Raw genomic sequence first — 14,961 nt, forward strand, 5'->3', positions numbered from 1 at the left:
GGGAGGAAGAATCAATGGCTCCCTTTAGCGAAGCGCTGCTCCAGACTGCTAACGACACCCTGCAATGCTTCAAGAGGGTCAATATTGTCTTGCGCATAAATACTGCACGAAGCCATGTCGTTTGGATAACCGAACTCTGCATAGAGTTCTTGCAAGCGTTCAAGCTTGTCTTGCACAGGTAGCGATGAGTGCTGTAGTGCTGCAAGGCTTGCTAAGCGCCATTTTTCAAGAGTATCCGTCTGCTCCATTGCGATGTCGGCACCCTCTTTCTTGCAGAGGGTTATCAATAGAACGTTTACCTCATCGTCAGTCAGCGATTCGCTGCCAGCCAACAAGGATATATCCGTATCTTCTTGGCCTTCGGATAGAAGCTTGAACGCATAATCGGATATTTCGCTCTTGGTTACCCAGCCCTTATCCAAGCCAATTATCAATGTTGGCCAGTCAAGCAGGTCGCGCTTAATGAGTTCGGAAAATAGATTGTTCATAACTAGCTATTAGGTCTTGGAGGTTGGTTGGGAAAACCTGTTATTTTCCCTCCGGGAATGAAGCGTCTATGAGTAACGCGATTTTGATCAACTATCCATTCGAATATGCCATCTTTGCCATTCAGGCTGCCTTCAATTTGGTAAAGCCTAGAAGTTCTGATAGTGATGCCGCCAGGGCCTTTGGTTGGTATCTCAAATGTTTGGGCGTCGCCAGCATAGTTATCGATTAAATCGTTGAAGCTATGCATGGGATCCGTTTTTTTAGCACTTCCCGTTCGTTGCTTACCCAGTATGTCGTTCTCTATCACAATGGGCTTTCGTGAAGCTACAGCAGGTGGAGTCAAGGTCGAGATAGGGGCGTCCTTCGGTCGTTCCACTTCTACCGTCCGTGCCCCAGTCCCGCTCCCTTTCGCTCTGCCGCCAAGTCTGATTCTTGCGCGCTTCAACGCTGCGCTCAGGCGCTTCAGTGCGTTGCCCAGGCGGGCCAGCTTGCTGGTGTAGCTTACCGACGCAGCACCGCGTGCGGCCAGGCCGATACCGCCGGTGAAGGCGATCAGCAGAGCTGCAAGTACGATTTCGAATAGAGCACCACCGCTGAACTCGGCGACCTCCTCGACGTTCTGCGCCTTGGCGTAGTCGACGGCGAAACGGCCTAGCATGGCCTTGCTGGGGCCGTCTTCGTAGATGAAGCAGGCCAGCTCGTAGGCTTCGGCCAACTGTTCGCGGGTGATGCTGCTAGGGTCGAAGCCCAGTGCCTCGACCAGTTCGCGGTGTTGTTCGGCGTTGAACTGGCGGCTGAAGGTGAGCAGCCAGCTTTCCCCATTGCTGACTTGAGCCTTCCAGGCACTACGCAGGGTATTGCTGAACACGGTGAAGGGGTTGACCAGATCGCTGTATTCCTTGGCCGTTTTCAGCAGCCCCCAGGCGCCGAGAAAGAAGCCCTTGCCCATGGCCAGCTTGCGATGCAGGTAGTTGGAGGCGGCGCTGCGTTGATCCTGAATGGCTTGCAGCCTCGCCGCTTCAGCGCGTTCTGCGGCAAGGATTTCATCCAGCACGCCCTGGAGTTCAGTGCGAGCACGGGACACATCGGCGTCGACATTCGTGTCGAGGAGCAACTGCGCCTCGTATTCACCACTGGGGATGGTCTGGGTCAGGCTGCCGCGGGTATCCAGGCTACCGCGCAAGGCATTGCCGCTGGCAGGCATAAGGCTGTAGGGCAGGTTGGCACCGAGACATTCACCGTTGTCCCAGACGAAACGCAGCCCGACCAGGCAATTGGATCTTTGCACGCTCACACCTTCGAGCGGGCGCGGGGCCTGGCGGTGGAACTCGCTGTTGTAGGGTTCGGGCTTGGGAGCCGGGCGTTCGTTGCGGTTATTGGGAACGTAGCCGCTCATTTTGTTGCATCCCTGCTGCAGCCGGCGAATGCCAGCATGGTTCTCCGATAGCGTCCGATGCTAACCAATGACCTATGTGCAAAGTCTTGCGCACCGAGGCATGGCTTTGCCGTTTTGTGAACGATGCCAAAAAAAGGGCGCCCATTCAGCCGCGCTGCAATTCGAGCAGTGCTTTCTGGCTCAGATCCAGCCACTCCTTGTGCAGGGTGCGGTAGTGGCGCGCCGAGCGGCGGGCATAGGTCTGGATCTGTTGCAGCAGTTCGACGGCTTCGCGCTGGCGGCCCAGTCGCTTGAGCAGCAGGGCGTAGCGGTAGTTCGCTTCTGGCCCAGCGTAGTAGCGGCTGAGCGCCTGGTATTCCTCTTCGGCCTTGAGGTCATTGCCCTGGGCTTCGAGGGCGCGGGCATAGAGCAGGTGACCTTCGGCCGAGCGAAAGTCCGGATTCCTGGCGATCAAACGGTCGAGCGTTTGCTGGCAGCCGGCGTAGTCCTCCGTCGCGAAGCGCGCCTTGGCCAGGCCGAGGAGGATGTCCGGCGCATCGCTGTCGAGTCCGCGTAGAGCGAGCTGGTAGTGCGTCGCGGCTTCTTCGGCCTGACCCAGGCGCAGCAACTCGTCGGCCAGGTTGACGCGCGTTTCGCGCGTGTCGCGAATCTCCAGTTCGTCGCGCAGGGCGCGCAAATGGCGCTGCGGGTCGAGGCTGTCGTGCAGGCGGTTGATGGTCTGGCGCCCGCGTCGGCTGCCGAGCAGATCGGGGAGCATGATGCCGAGGAAGTAGATCAGGCAGCCCAGACCGGGCAGGGCGATGATCAGGTAGAGCCAGTAGCGCTCCTGGCCGGAGCGAACCACGTGAAGGCCACAGGTGACTTGGCAAGCGATGACGAGAAGGGCGAGCAGGGGCATGGGGCTATCCAGTCCTTTGGAATGTCAGGGGCGCTTATCAGACCATGGAACACCTATTGTGTTCAGGTGATGCATGCACGGTTGTGGCCTGCGTCACGTGCTAGGCTGCGCGGCTGATTCCATGTCCATAAGGATGCGTGCATGCCGTCGTCGCTGGAGATTCTCGCCAACCTCTTCTACCTGGCTTCGGTGCTGCTGGCAGCGCGTAATTCGGTGCATACCTGGGCGGTCGGGCTGGTCGGGTGCGTGTTGTTTGGCGGGTTGTTCTTCAGCGTGCAGCTGTATGCCGATGTCACCTTGCAAGGGTTCTTCGTGGTCACCAGCCTGATCGGCTGGTGGAGCTGGGCACGCGGACGCGGTGGCGAGCCCATGCCGATCAGCCGTTTGTCCGGCGTGGAGTGGCTCTCTGCGAGCGCTCTGGCCGTGCTGGTGGCGTTGGCCTATGGCGCCTTGTTGCATCATTTCACCGACGCCTACGCGCCCTTCATCGACTCCCTGGTGCTGACCTTCAGTGTGCTGGCGCAACTGCTGCTGATGCGCCGCAAGCTGGAAACCTGGCACGGCTGGCTGCTGGTGAATACGCTCTCGGTGCCACTGTTCGCCTCACGCGAGCTGTACCTGACGGCCTTCATCTACCTGCTGTTCTGGTGCAATGCCTGGTACGGGCTGTACCGCTGGCGCCGAGAACTGAATCTGCAGACGGCCTGAAATGAGCAAACGCTTTGCGATTGGCCTGGTGGTGGGCAAGTTCGCCCCGCTGCATCTGGGGCATGAATGGCTGATCCGCCAGGCACAGGCCCAGTGCGAGCAGCTCGTGCTGCTCAGTTGGTCATGCCCGGAGCGTGCCGACTGCGAGCCCGAGCGACGGGCGAACTGGCTACGGATGCGTTTTCCCGAGCTGCGCAGTTGGGTGGTGACGCCCGAGTGGATTGCCCTGCAGCGCGAACGAGGCATGCGCTTGCCTGATCTGCCCGATGAATCCGAGCCCGATGCCGTGCAGCGCCAGTTCGTGGCCGATTTTTGCCTGGCGGTATTGGGGCAGCCTGTCGATGCGGTATTCACCAGCGAGGCCTATGGCGAGGGCTTCGCGGCGCACCTGAGCCGGTGCTTCGGGCGGCCTGTGCAACACGTCGAGATCGACCGGGCGCGCACGCAGGTGCCGGTGTCCGGCACGCGTCTACGTGCCGATATCCATGGCCTGCGCGAGTATCTGGCACCGCCGGTGTATGCCGACTTCGTCGAGCGCATCGGCTTGCTCGGCGGCGAGTCCACCGGCAAAAGCAGCCTCGCCGTGGCACTCGCCGAGGCGCTGGGCACGCGGCATGCCGCCGAGTACGGCCGCGAGCTGTGGGAAGAGCAGGGCGGCGTACTCGGTTACGACGACCTGCTGCGCATCGGTCGCACTCAGGTCGCGCGCGAAGGCGAGCTGGCCGGGCAGTGCCGGCGCTATCTGGTTTGCGACACCACGCCCCTGACCACGCTGTTCTATTGCCGCGAGCTGTTCGGTCGCGCCGAGGCCGAGCTGGAGCAGTTGGCCGAGCGGCACTATCACCACCTGTTCCTGTGCGCCGACGACTTCCCCTTCGTGCAGGACGGCACCCGCCAGGACGAGACCTTTCGTCGTCGGCAGAACCAGTGGTACGAGCAGCAACTGACGCGACGCGGCTTGCCATTCACCTGGCTGACCGGTTCGCTGCAACAGCGGGTGCAGCAAGTGCTGAGCACTCTGAGCCGGCCATAGGCAGGACGTTAGTCGAGGCTTGCTGGCCGCCCAAGGCTGGGCGAGCATGCGCGTTTTAGACCGAACCGGGATCGCCATGCGCCGCCTGCCCTCGCTTACCGCCCTGCGCACCTTCGAAGCCGCCGCGCGGCATGCCCATTTCGGCCGTGCCGCCGCCGAGCTGTGCGTTACCGACAGCGCCGTCAGCCACCAGATTCGCCAGTTGGAAGAGCAGCTGGGCAGCGCCCTGTTCGAACGCGATGGCCGCCAGGTGCGCCCAACGCCCCAGGCGCGGCGGCTGCTAAGTCGTCTGCAGCAGGCCTTCGAACTGATCGGCGAGGCCTGCGATGAGCTGCGTGACCCCGGCTCGCAAGCCCAGTTGCGTATCGCGGTGACCGCCGAGCTGGCGCAGAAGTGGTTGGTGGCGCGCCTGGCCGATTTCGCCGAGCGCCATCCGCAGGTCACCCTGCACCTGCACGAGCAGCCGCTCGATGCCTCGCTGCCGGCGGCGGATATCGACATCGCCATCACCTACGGCACCGGCCCGGACGATGCCAGTGCCTACTTCGTGCGGCCGTTGCCGACCCTGCAATTCTTCCCGGTGTGCAGCCCTGGCCTGTTCAACCAGTCGCCGCTCAAGCACCCGCGTGACCTCGCGCGCCACTGCCTGCTGCACGACGATCAGGACGGCAAGACCTGGACGGCCTGGCTGACCACCCATGCCGGCGACATCCGCCCCACGCGGCATCTCTATCTGGGGCATGCCGGCCTGACCATGGAAGCCGCTGCGCGTGGCCAGGGCGTGGCCATCGGCGACAACCTCACCAGTGGCGAGGATCTGGCCAGCGGTCGCCTAGTGCGGCCTTTCGCTGCCCAGGTGCCGGCGCTGGGGCAGTACGCGTTGGTCTGCGAACGGCTGCGCCTGGACAAGCCGGCGGTGGCCGGTTTCATCGAGTGGTTCACCGATCAGCTGGTCGACCTGTGAATTGAATTCAAGGGTTCCGCGATAAACCTCATTGGTCGCGAGCGTGCCGCGCGGGTAGTGTCTGGGCCGATTCCAGCCACCGACGAGGAGCCGCGAGATGGCCCGTACCCTGACTTCATCCCCCAAGGCCGATGGCTTTCGCCTGCCCGGCGAGTTCGAGCCCAAGCGCCGCTGCTGGCTGGGCTGGCCGGAGCGCCCGGACGTGTGGCGCAACGGCGGCAAGCCGGCGCAGCAGGTCTGGGTGGACGTGGTCAGCGCCATCGCCAGCAGCGAGCCGGTTACCGTCTGCGCGTCGGCTGCGCAGTACGCCAATGCCCGCAGCCGCCTGCCAGCGCAGGTACGGGTGGTGGAGATGAGCTGCAACGACACCTGGTTCCGCGACAGCGGCCCGGCCTTCCTGGTCAACGACGCCACCGGTGAAGTGCGCGGCGTGGATTTTCAGTTCAACGCCTATGGCGGCTTCGATGGCGGGCTGTATTTTCCCTGGGACAAGGACGACCAGATCGCGCAGAAGATTCTCGAACTGGAAGAGTGCGACCGCTACCGCGCCTCGCTGATCGCCGAGATGGGCAGCATCCGCAGCGATGGCCAGGGCACCTTGCTGAGTACCGAGCAGTGCGTGCTCAACCGCAATCGCAATGGCCACCTGGGCAAGGCCGAGGTCACCCGGCGCCTGACCGATTACCTGGGCGCCGAGCAAATCATCTGGCTGCCACGTGGCTGCAAGTTCGACGAAACCGACGGGCACATCGACGACCTGGCCTGTTTCGTACGGCCGGGCGTGGTGGTGATGCAGTGGACGGACGACCGCAGCGACCCGCAGTGGGAAATTTACCAGGAGGCCTACGACGTGCTGCGCAGTGCCCGCGATGCCCGTGGCCGCGCGCTGGAAGTACACAAGCTGCCGCAACCACGTGTGCTGGAGTGGACTGCGGAGGAGGCCGAGGGGCTCGATGCGGTGGATGGCAGTATGGCGCGCCAGGCGGGCACGCTGATCTGCGCGTCCTATATCAACTTCTACACCGGCAACTCGGCAATCGTCATGCCGCTGTTCGACGACCCCAACGACCGCGCGGCCCAGGCGGTGCTGGCCGAGCTGTTCCCACAGCATCGCATCATCGGCATCGAGCGCTCGCGTGAGCTGCTGCTCGGCGGTGGCAATGTCGGCTGTATTACGCTGCCGCAGTACGCGGCGCCCAGGGTTTAGCGATAGCGTGCGAGGATGGCGTCGAGCTCGCCATCCTCTTTCATCTGCACCATGGCCCGGAGCAGGGCTTGGGTCGGTACGTCCGCTTCGTCGCGGACGATGCAGGCCAATGGGTCTCTACCAATCTCGGCGACTCGCACCAGGCGCTTGTCCGGGGCGAGGTGGCGGTTGAACCAGTCCAGGGTCAGCTGGTTGGCGACGGCGAAGTCATAGCGCCGGGCGGCGAGCTTCTCCAGCACCTGAGCCTGGGTGCGCACGTCTTCGCGCAGCAGGTCGCCGCTGAGAAAGCGCCCCTCCAGCGCGGCGTAGCCGAAGCCGAGCACGGTACCGATCCGCTCGCCGGCCTTGGGCTCGCGATGCTGTACGTCGGCACGGGTCACCAGCACGTCGCGCTGGAACATGAACGGCAGGCTCCAGATGTACTGGTGATGCCCGCTGATCAGCCAGGCTGGGCTGACGTTGCAACGCACGTCGATCTCGCCGTGCATCATCATGCTCTGCACACGCAGGCGGGGCCGCACCAGCATCCTGGCTTCGCGCCCGACTTTCTGCGCCAGGCGCGCTTGCAGGTCGTAGAGAATGCCGCCCACCGCTTCGCCATGCTCGATCTGCATCATCGGCATGGCGGTGCTTTCGGTGACGGCGAAACGCAGCGCCGGCTGCTCGGCCTGGGTCAGCGAACTGAACAGACAGGCCAGCAGAGCGCCCAGGCGACAAAGGGACGATGTACTCATGCGGGGTGCGATGACCGGCCGAGCGATGATGTCGTGCAGCGTGGGGTAAGCATGGCGACTCCTCTACTGCCAGGCGCACGGGCGAAGGTGTCACGCTTTCGTGCGCCGCTCAAGATGCCAGGCGAAGGTCGGTGAGCCGGCGCTGCCCAGGTTCAGGCCGAAGCCGGCTCGAAGCTGTCGGCGCGCGCCATCTGCCACATGCGTTGATAGAACTCGCCGCCGATCTGGCCACTGAGCAATTCACCCGGCTGGAGGAAGACGTGCTGCTGGGCGAACAGCTTGATCTCGGTCGCCGACAGGCGCTGCACCAGGTGCTTGGCGTCGATCTGCGAAGGATGGTCGAGGCCGGCGGCGGCGAGCATTTCGGCCAGCGCCTTGAGCGTGTTGCGGTGGAAGTTGTAGACGCGCTGCGCCTTGTCCTCGACCACCAGGGCGCGCTGGCGCAGCGGGTCTTGCGTCGCCACGCCGGTCGGGCACTTGTTGGTGTGGCACGACTGCGACTGGATGCAGCCGATGGCGAACATGAAGCCGCGCGCCGAGTTGGCCCAGTCGGCGCCGATGGCCAGTACGCGGGCGATGTCGAAGGCACTGACGATCTTGCCGCTGGCGCCGAGCTTGATCTTGTCGCGCAGATTGCTGCCGACCAGGGTGTTGTGCACGAACAGCAGACCCTCGCGCAGCGGTACGCCGAGGTGATCGGTGAACTCCAGCGGCGCCGCGCCGGTGCCGCCTTCCTTACCGTCGACGACGATGAAGTCCGGGAGGATGCCGGTCTGCAGCATGGCCTTGACGATGCCCATGAACTCCCACGGATGACCCAGGCAGAACTTGAAGCCGACCGGCTTGCCACCGGACAGCTCGCGCAGTTGAGCGATGAACTGCAGCAGCTCGGTCGGCGTTGAGAAGGCGCTGTGGCGTGACGGCGAGACGCAATCCTCGCCCATCGGCACGCCACGGGTGCTGGCGATTTCCTCGGTGATCTTGTGCTTGGGCAGGATGCCGCCGTGACCCGGCTTGGCGCCCTGGCTGAGCTTGATTTCGATCATCTTCACTTGCGGGCTGGTGGCCTGCGCGGTGAAACGCTCGGGGTCGAAGCGACCGTCCGAGGTACGGCAGCCGAAGTAGCCGCTGCCCAGCTCCCAGACCAGATCGCCACCGTGCTCGCGGTGGTAGGGGCTGATGCTGCCTTCGCCGGTGTCGTGGTAGAACTCGCCGAGCTTGGCGCCCTCGTTCAGCGCACGAATGGCATTGGCGCTGAGCGAGCCGAAGCTCATCGCCGAGATATTGAACAGCGAGGCCGAGTACGGCTGGCTGCACTGTGGCCCGCCGATCTCCACGCGAAAGCTGCACGGATCGGTGAGCGGCGCCGGGCGCATCGAGTGGCTGATGAACTCGAAGCCGTTCTGGTAAACGTCGCTCAGGGTACCGAAGGGTTTGTCGGCGCCTTCATTCTTGGCGCGAGCATAGACCAGCGAGCGCTGCGCGCGGGAGAAGGGCAGCTGTTCGGCATCGCCTTCGAGCAGGTACTGGCGGATCTCCGGGCGGATGCCCTCGACCAGATAACGGATATTGCCGAGGATCGGGTAGTTGCGCCGTACGGCATGGCGGGTTTGCAGCAGATCACCGATACCGATCAGGCTGAGCACGCCGGTGAGCAGCGTGAACGGCCACAACCATTCGTGATGCAGAAAGGGCAGGCTAGCCAGCGTGAACAGTACGCAGAGGGCGAAGAAGGCGTAGCGGCTCAGTAAAGAGAGGTTCATGCAGGCTCCTGGATCACGGGTCAACGTGCATGTTAGACCAGTTGGCTATAAACGGTCATGTTGTGGCCGTTCAGACACTCTCACGGGCTGAGGACGAATGGCTTTGCCCTGTGGCACACTCCGTGACTCGGAGCGAAACCGTCGTCAGAGCTTCGCCCGCATCTCCCCCGATTTCCGGCCTGCGCGCCTGTCGCCGGCCTACTGCCTGAGGCCGCCAGCGGCCGAGAAGAGGAATGACCGTGCATAACGTCGTGATCAGTGGTACCGGCCTGTATACCCCGGCCAACAGCATTTCCAACGACGAGCTGGTGGCATCCTTCAATGCCTACGTACAGCAGTTCAACGCCGACAATGCCGAGGCCATAGCCCGTGGCGAGATCGAGGCGCTGAGCGAATCCAGCACGGCCTTCATCGAGAAAGCGTCGGGCATCAAGAGCCGCTTCGTCATCGACAAGGCCGGCATCCTTGATCCGCAGCGCATGGTGCCGCGCATTCCAGAACGCGATAACGAGCAGTGGGGCATCCTCTGCGAGATGGCCGTTGGCGCCGCCAAGCAGGCGCTGGAGCGTGCCGGCAAGACCGTCGCCGATATCGACGGGGTGATCGTCGCCTGCTCGAACCTGCAGCGCGCCTATCCGGCGGTGGCCATCGAAGTGCAGGCCGCGCTGGGCATCCAGGGCTGGGGTTACGACATGAACGTGGCCTGCTCCTCGGCCACCTTCGGCATCCAGGCCGCGACCACCGCGATCCAGACCGGCCAGGCCCGCGCCATCCTCATGGTCAACCCGGAAATCTGCACCGGCCACCTCAACTTCCGTGACCGCGACAGCCACTTCATCTTCGGCGACGCCGCCACGGCGGTGATCATCGAACGTGCTGACCTGGCCACCTCCCAGCACCAGTTCGACGTGGTCGGCACCAAGCTGCTGACCCAGTTCTCCAACAACATCCGCAACAACTTCGGCTTCCTCAACCGCGCGGCGGAAGAGGGCGTGGGCGCGCGCGACAAACTGTTCATGCAGGAAGGTCGCAAGGTGTTCAAAGAGGTTTGCCCGATGGTCGCCGAGGTGATCGCCGCGCACCTGGCGGAAAACCAGCTCAACGTCAGCGACGTCAAGCGCTTCTGGCTGCACCAGGCCAACCTCAACATGAACCTGCTGATCACGCGTAAGCTGTTGGGTCGTGACGCCGAGCCGCACGAGGCGCCGGTGATCCTCGACACCTACGCCAACACCAGCTCGGCCGGCTCGGTGATCGCCCTGCACAAGAACCAGGACGACCTGCCGGCGGGCAGCCTGGGTGTTCTAAGCTCCTTTGGTGCCGGTTATTCGATCGGCAGTGTAATTTTGCGCAAGCGTTGAACTCTCTGTAGGTATGCCTGAGGCGCACGGGAGTGTTCACACCTGTGCGCAGGCATCACCTATGGGAGTGCTATGTCCGATTCCGATCTCTTGGGCCGCCTGCTCGCCGGTGAGCAGAAGGCCTACCGCGAGCTGGTCGCGCGTTATCAGGGCGCGATGCGCGCAGTGGCCTATGCCATCGTCGGCAGCCGCCACGCCGATGAAGTGGTGCAGGATGCCTGGCTCGCCGTGGTGCGCAGCCTGGCGGGCTTTCAGGAGCGTGCCAGCCTCAAGACCTGGCTGCTGACCATCACCGCCAACACCGCCAAGACCCGTCTCAAGCACAACCGCCGCGAAGTACTGCTCGACGACCTGGCCGCGCCCCACGGCACGGTGGGTGACGAGCGTTTCGCCGATGACGGCCACTGGCTGCTGGCGCCGCATGCCTGGCACCAGGACAGCCCCGAAGCGCTGCTCACCGAAGACGAACTGCGCCAATGCCTGGAGCACACCCTGGCCAGCCTGTCCGAACTGCAGGCCAGCGTGCTGGTGCTGCGCGAACGCCAGGGCCTGGAGCTGGAGGCGATCTGTAATCTTCTCGACATCTCCCTCTCCAATGCCCGTGTGCTGCTGCACCGGGCACGCCTGAAAGTCTTCGCCACCCTGGAACATTTCGAGGAGACAGGCCAATGCTGACCTGCAAGGAACTGGTCGCTCACTCCAGCGATTATCTCGATGGCCAACTGACGCTACGCCAGCGCTTGGCCGTACGCGCGCACCTGGCCATGTGCGGCAACTGCCGACGTTTTATCCGCCAGATGAAACTGACCCAGGCAGTGATCCGACAGATGCCAGATGAGGAGTTGCCCGAACTCGATGCCCTGGCCGAGCGCTTGGCGCAGGATCGGCGTAATCAGGGGTGAACGGCGTCCATGATTGGAGGGCTTGGTTGCGTCCTCACGCGTAGGGTGGATCGGGGCGCGTAGCCGACGCTTTTTTCATCCACCGTTTGCGGTGGTTGTTTGGGCTGCTTGTTGTGCCATAAATAAATCTGTCCCCTTTTTCTCAGTCCCCTTTTTCTCAAATAGGTCGGATATACGAATGCAAACGCGCTGACGTCAGGTGAAAAAGCAACGCTTTGCTCACTACTTGTGGGGGGAGTCCATATAGGCATTTTTATGTCATTTATTCGGCGCGATATATAGATAATGCATGTTCATCATATGTGGAAAGTGGCTTTTTAGGTGCGTCGAATAAGTCATAGTTAAATTCAAATATTTCACTATAAAACACGTCGTGAAATATGTACTGCCACTCACTATCTGGCTTACGGTCTTTCTTGTTAATTAAATCGCTAACAAGCTTGTGGAAATAAAATTCATCATCATATAAATCAAATTCGTAATTGTTCATTTGAAATTTGCAATAAAATTGAATCTTTATCTTGCCTGATATAGTAAATGTATTAAGGTCATCATCGTGTTCTATTGTTGGGTCATTAACTAATTGGCTGTATATTGTGTCTCGATAAATCTCGGGCTCAAAGCTCAACTCTCCATATAAATCGTGTTTAAATAAGATGTCATCAATCATGCTGGCTGTGATTTTGTCAATGAAATCTTCTAATTCTTCATTGTCTAATTTATATGTTCTAAATGATGTATTTCCATCGTATAATTTTTGTATTATTGATGGCAGGCTACTAGAAACAAGACAATTGGCTGCATCATAATCAGGGTGAAGTTTATTGATCTCCTTGTCGTTAAGGTCTTTTGAGAAATCCTTGATATTTTTTGTATATATAATTGCATCGTTGTCTTTGATGTGTTCTAAAATAGACTTTACTATGAGATAGTCTTTATATCCCACTTCCATATCCTTGTCAGGGAAAGGATGTTTGGAATTGTACATTCTGTTCACTATATCTTGATGAGAAATATCGCAATATGGCATTACCTCAATCGATTTGTCTTTGATGAATTTTTTAAAAGTTGCTGGATATAAATTCTCTCTCTGAGTGACGAATTTTTTAAAATCTTCCACTGGGAATTTATTTATATATTTGTCTCCAAGAATTCTAGATATATTGTTGCAGCTAATGTTGAAACTATCTAAAGCTTTTTTAAACTCCTTGCGATACTGTCCTAGGCATTCATCGATAACTATTTGGGGTATACAAACTTTCACTTGATATAAACTACAAAGCTTTATTAACTTCCTGAGGTCGTTGCTCCTAAAGTCATAATCTTTATATAATATGTTTGTGTCTAGTATTAAGTATTTTATCATTGTTCCGGGCTTAATTTTTAATGTTGCAACGTACGGTTAAGGGCAGACTTTAGCCCGTCCCAGTGTGGCGAAAAGGGGACAGATTTATTTTTAGACTGGTGGGGCTGTTCCGTAAATAAATCTATCCCCTTTTTCTGAATGACATTTCCTTTGCCTAGTGCTTCAATCAGTCGTTGCGTCAGCAGTCGGCTGCATTGACTTGTTGGCTTCTGTTGGTTTTGGAGCAAGGAGACTATCAATTAACTCCTGTAACGTTGCGGACTTTAAGCCTGCTTTCCATGCAGATTCCAGTGCGCGAGAAACAGCCAGAGGGTTTTTCTTTAATCCACCTGCATTCCCATAATATGAAGCAGCCAGATCTTCATGTGTCTTCCAGTCCTCACCAAACTCTGGGCCCACAGTGTTCGTGATATTTGTCTTCCACATTCTTAAATTGGACTTTCTAATATCTGCTTTGGGCCAGTTTTCGGATATATCGTGGCCTAGCAAGTATAAGATTGCAGCATTATCTTTTTTATGCTTATTGACTTCATCTTCTCTCGTTTTGTCTGTATCAGCGTCGCAGACGACAAATACTTCAATTTTCAATAGCTTTGCGATGGCCAGAGGCTTTAGCAGTTCATTTTTTCCGCCCACAGGAATAATGTGATAACCAGAACGTCTAAAATCTGGAAGCTTACCCATAAGCTGAATGTAGGACGTTAAATAGGCAACATCCTCTATGCCTTCAACTAATATTAGCTTTCGACTAAAAAACATTTCGCTGATTTCTGGTCGTAAGGTAGGGTACAGCTTTGCAATCATTCCCGTTTCTTTAACTGCTTTTTCACCGGCATTGGTAAGTTCTTTTGCTAGTTCAGCATAAGTCAGCGAAGTGACATTAGAGCAGGATGGAGAACCTAACTCCCTCACTAAGCGAACGTTGTGAAAGTCATCTCCGGGGATAAAGTATGGGCTATGTGAACAAACAATTATTTGTGAATTTTCATTGGCTAGATCTTGCAAAACCTCAGACAAATAGCGTGCTTGAGGAGGGTGTTGATATAGTTCAGGTTCTTCAATTGCCATCACAAGGGTCGGCGCATTTTCATCATCTATATCAGCTAGCTCTTGTAAAAGGGTCAGAAGATATGATCTTTGCATGCCATGACCGAAACGAGCTAACTCACTTTCAAAACCCTTTTCACCTATTTGGATATGTGCAAGCGGCTCTTCTATCTTGATTGATTTTTCTGCATCATTTTTCCAAAGAACCTTCGCCGTTGCACTAGGGTTCGACCAAAGCTTTAACTTACTTTCCAGAGATTCAGAAATGGTCGAAAGAACAGCCTGCTCCTCCTCCAACATTGTTTGATAGCTTTTCCTTAAACCATCTCTAAGTCCTGATACTTTTTCTGAAAAGTTGACTTTTGCTCGAATCGCTCTTGAAAGCAGTTGTCCAAGAGCTGAGTTCTTACTTTCCTCTGCTTCCTCAGAAAAATCCTTGGATGCTGACACAAAAACCCATTGTAAGTGAGGCGCAAGTCGGTTAGCTCCTTTAGATACGCCATAGAACTGATCTTCACTTGGAATCAAACTACATTGCTCTGGGTGCGATGATTCAAACTCATTAAGTGAATTAGCCATATCGGCTTTAGCGGTAGCTTTTGTGATCTCCGGCCATTTTGATTGTAACTCTGCGAAAATTTGCTTTAATTCGGAGGCGGATTTTTTAGCCTTTTCAGCTTCGAACCATACCTTGAATTCAGTCATTCCAAGACGATTACCGAATTGCTTCACCTCTGCTCTTTCAGTTCCCTCGTCAAATTCTGCTTTCGCTGTGACAATTAAACGTTCTTGCCGGACATAATCGGAAAGATCCTCTTTAGCCTGATCAGATAGATCTTTAAATGTGACCGTTATTGAGATTGGCTCTTTCACATTCTTATGATGGAAATCGTCAATCGAAAGCTTACTTAAGTCAGTTTTACTGTCCTTGTACTGGCGAAAGAACACGTTTAGTGCGTTCATCACGGTGGATTTACCGGAACCATTTGGCCCAACAAAACAACTGTAATTATCAAAGAATATTGTTTCGTCCTTGAACGTTCGGAAGTTCTGAATTCGTACTGACTCTATTTTCATTCTCAATCCTTGATAT

14 protein-coding genes are annotated in these 14,961 nt (G+C 57.7%); 7 read left to right on the plus strand and 7 right to left on the minus strand.

The annotated features are described in order from the left end of the window. Positions 1-11 precede the first annotated feature (11 nt). The 3 genes from ACODS1_RS20475 to ACODS1_RS20485 form a co-directional block, all read right to left on the minus strand. Positions 12-488, minus strand: a complete 477-nt coding sequence (locus ACODS1_RS20475; RefSeq protein WP_489087110.1) for a DUF2247 family protein — start codon at positions 486-488, stop codon at positions 12-14. Positions 489-490: 2 nt separating this feature from the next. Next, positions 491-1,885: a hypothetical protein gene (locus ACODS1_RS20480; protein WP_489087111.1), complete on the minus strand. Its 1,395-nt coding sequence runs from the start codon at positions 1,883-1,885 to the stop codon at positions 491-493. 145 nt (positions 1,886-2,030) lie between these two features. Next, positions 2,031-2,783: a tetratricopeptide repeat protein gene (locus ACODS1_RS20485; RefSeq protein WP_489087112.1), complete on the minus strand. Its 753-nt coding sequence runs from the start codon at positions 2,781-2,783 to the stop codon at positions 2,031-2,033. Positions 2,784-2,924: 141 nt separating this feature from the next. Here ACODS1_RS20485 and pnuC point away from each other — a divergent pair, with 141 nt between their 5' ends. The 4 genes from pnuC to aguA all read left to right on the plus strand — a co-directional run bounded on the left by pnuC (position 2,925) and on the right by aguA (position 6,695). Further along, a complete protein-coding gene (pnuC, locus tag ACODS1_RS20490; RefSeq protein ID WP_489087113.1) occupies positions 2,925-3,491 on the plus strand; it encodes a nicotinamide riboside transporter PnuC in 567 nt (188 codons plus the stop codon). Between the two features lies 1 nt (position 3,492). Then, positions 3,493-4,524, plus strand: a complete 1,032-nt coding sequence (locus tag ACODS1_RS20495; RefSeq protein ID WP_489087114.1) for an AAA family ATPase — start codon at positions 3,493-3,495, stop codon at positions 4,522-4,524. A 76-nt stretch (positions 4,525-4,600) separates the two neighbouring features. Then, positions 4,601-5,488 carry a LysR substrate-binding domain-containing protein gene (locus ACODS1_RS20500; protein ID WP_489087134.1) on the plus strand — a complete coding sequence of 296 codons (888 nt, stop codon included), beginning with the start codon at positions 4,601-4,603 and terminating at the stop codon, positions 5,486-5,488. Positions 5,489-5,585: 97 nt separating this feature from the next. Next, positions 5,586-6,695 (plus strand): agmatine deiminase, encoded by a 1,110-nt coding sequence (gene aguA / locus ACODS1_RS20505; RefSeq protein ID WP_489087115.1) that lies wholly within the window; start codon positions 5,586-5,588, stop codon positions 6,693-6,695. On the opposite strand, the gene ACODS1_RS20510 is transcribed toward aguA, so the two are convergent. Both ACODS1_RS20510 and ACODS1_RS20515 read right to left on the minus strand, forming a co-directional pair. After that, a complete protein-coding gene (locus tag ACODS1_RS20510; protein WP_489087116.1) occupies positions 6,692-7,429 on the minus strand; it encodes a substrate-binding periplasmic protein in 738 nt (245 codons plus the stop codon). The genes aguA and ACODS1_RS20510 overlap by 4 nt on opposite strands. A gap of 152 nt (positions 7,430-7,581) precedes the next feature. Next, positions 7,582-9,192 carry an FMN-binding glutamate synthase family protein gene (locus ACODS1_RS20515; protein ID WP_489087117.1) on the minus strand — a complete coding sequence of 537 codons (1,611 nt, stop codon included), beginning with the start codon at positions 9,190-9,192 and terminating at the stop codon, positions 7,582-7,584. A 239-nt stretch (positions 9,193-9,431) separates the two neighbouring features. Here ACODS1_RS20515 and ACODS1_RS20520 point away from each other — a divergent pair, with 239 nt between their 5' ends. The 3 genes from ACODS1_RS20520 (at position 9,432) to ACODS1_RS20530 (ending at position 11,455) form a co-directional block, all read left to right on the plus strand. After that, a complete protein-coding gene (locus tag ACODS1_RS20520; protein ID WP_489087118.1) occupies positions 9,432-10,553 on the plus strand; it encodes a beta-ketoacyl-ACP synthase III in 1,122 nt (373 codons plus the stop codon). 72 nt (positions 10,554-10,625) lie between these two features. After that, a complete protein-coding gene (locus ACODS1_RS20525; RefSeq protein WP_275859862.1) occupies positions 10,626-11,228 on the plus strand; it encodes an RNA polymerase sigma factor in 603 nt (200 codons plus the stop codon). Continuing rightward, a complete protein-coding gene (locus ACODS1_RS20530; RefSeq protein WP_041977963.1) occupies positions 11,222-11,455 on the plus strand; it encodes an anti-sigma factor family protein in 234 nt (77 codons plus the stop codon). The genes ACODS1_RS20525 and ACODS1_RS20530 overlap by 7 nt, the downstream gene beginning before the upstream one ends. A 262-nt stretch (positions 11,456-11,717) precedes the next feature. Here the strand turns inward: ACODS1_RS20530 and ACODS1_RS20535 are convergent, their stop codons facing one another. Then, a complete protein-coding gene (locus ACODS1_RS20535; RefSeq protein WP_489087119.1) occupies positions 11,718-12,821 on the minus strand; it encodes a PIN domain-containing protein in 1,104 nt (367 codons plus the stop codon). A gap of 162 nt (positions 12,822-12,983) precedes the next feature. Further along, positions 12,984-14,945 (minus strand): AAA family ATPase, encoded by a 1,962-nt coding sequence (locus ACODS1_RS20540; RefSeq protein ID WP_489087120.1) that lies wholly within the window; start codon positions 14,943-14,945, stop codon positions 12,984-12,986. Positions 14,946-14,961 lie beyond the last annotated feature (16 nt).

This window comes from Pseudomonas sp. FG29 (assembly GCF_057809355.1).

Bases quoted from the DNA above. Each gene is read 5' to 3' on its own strand.
- ACODS1_RS20475 (WP_489087110.1), bottom strand. From the start codon at position 488: ATGAACAATCTATTTTCCGAACTCATTAAGCGCGACCTGCTTGACTGG.
- ACODS1_RS20480 (WP_489087111.1), bottom strand. From the start codon at position 1,885: ATGAGCGGCTACGTTCCCAATAACCGCAACGAACGCCCGGCTCCCAAG.
- ACODS1_RS20485 (WP_489087112.1), bottom strand. From the start codon at position 2,783: ATGCCCCTGCTCGCCCTTCTCGTCATCGCTTGCCAAGTCACCTGTGGC.
- pnuC (WP_489087113.1), top strand. From the start codon at position 2,925: ATGCCGTCGTCGCTGGAGATTCTCGCCAACCTCTTCTACCTGGCTTCG.
- ACODS1_RS20495 (WP_489087114.1), top strand. From the start codon at position 3,493: ATGAGCAAACGCTTTGCGATTGGCCTGGTGGTGGGCAAGTTCGCCCCG.
- ACODS1_RS20500 (WP_489087134.1), top strand. From the start codon at position 4,601: ATGCGCCGCCTGCCCTCGCTTACCGCCCTGCGCACCTTCGAAGCCGCC.
- aguA (WP_489087115.1), top strand. From the start codon at position 5,586: ATGGCCCGTACCCTGACTTCATCCCCCAAGGCCGATGGCTTTCGCCTG.
- ACODS1_RS20510 (WP_489087116.1), bottom strand. From the start codon at position 7,429: ATGAGTACATCGTCCCTTTGTCGCCTGGGCGCTCTGCTGGCCTGTCTG.
- ACODS1_RS20515 (WP_489087117.1), bottom strand. From the start codon at position 9,192: ATGAACCTCTCTTTACTGAGCCGCTACGCCTTCTTCGCCCTCTGCGTA.
- ACODS1_RS20525 (WP_275859862.1), top strand. From the start codon at position 10,626: ATGTCCGATTCCGATCTCTTGGGCCGCCTGCTCGCCGGTGAGCAGAAG.
- ACODS1_RS20530 (WP_041977963.1), top strand. From the start codon at position 11,222: ATGCTGACCTGCAAGGAACTGGTCGCTCACTCCAGCGATTATCTCGAT.
- ACODS1_RS20535 (WP_489087119.1), bottom strand. From the start codon at position 12,821: ATGATAAAATACTTAATACTAGACACAAACATATTATATAAAGATTAT.
- ACODS1_RS20540 (WP_489087120.1), bottom strand. From the start codon at position 14,945: ATGAAAATAGAGTCAGTACGAATTCAGAACTTCCGAACGTTCAAGGAC.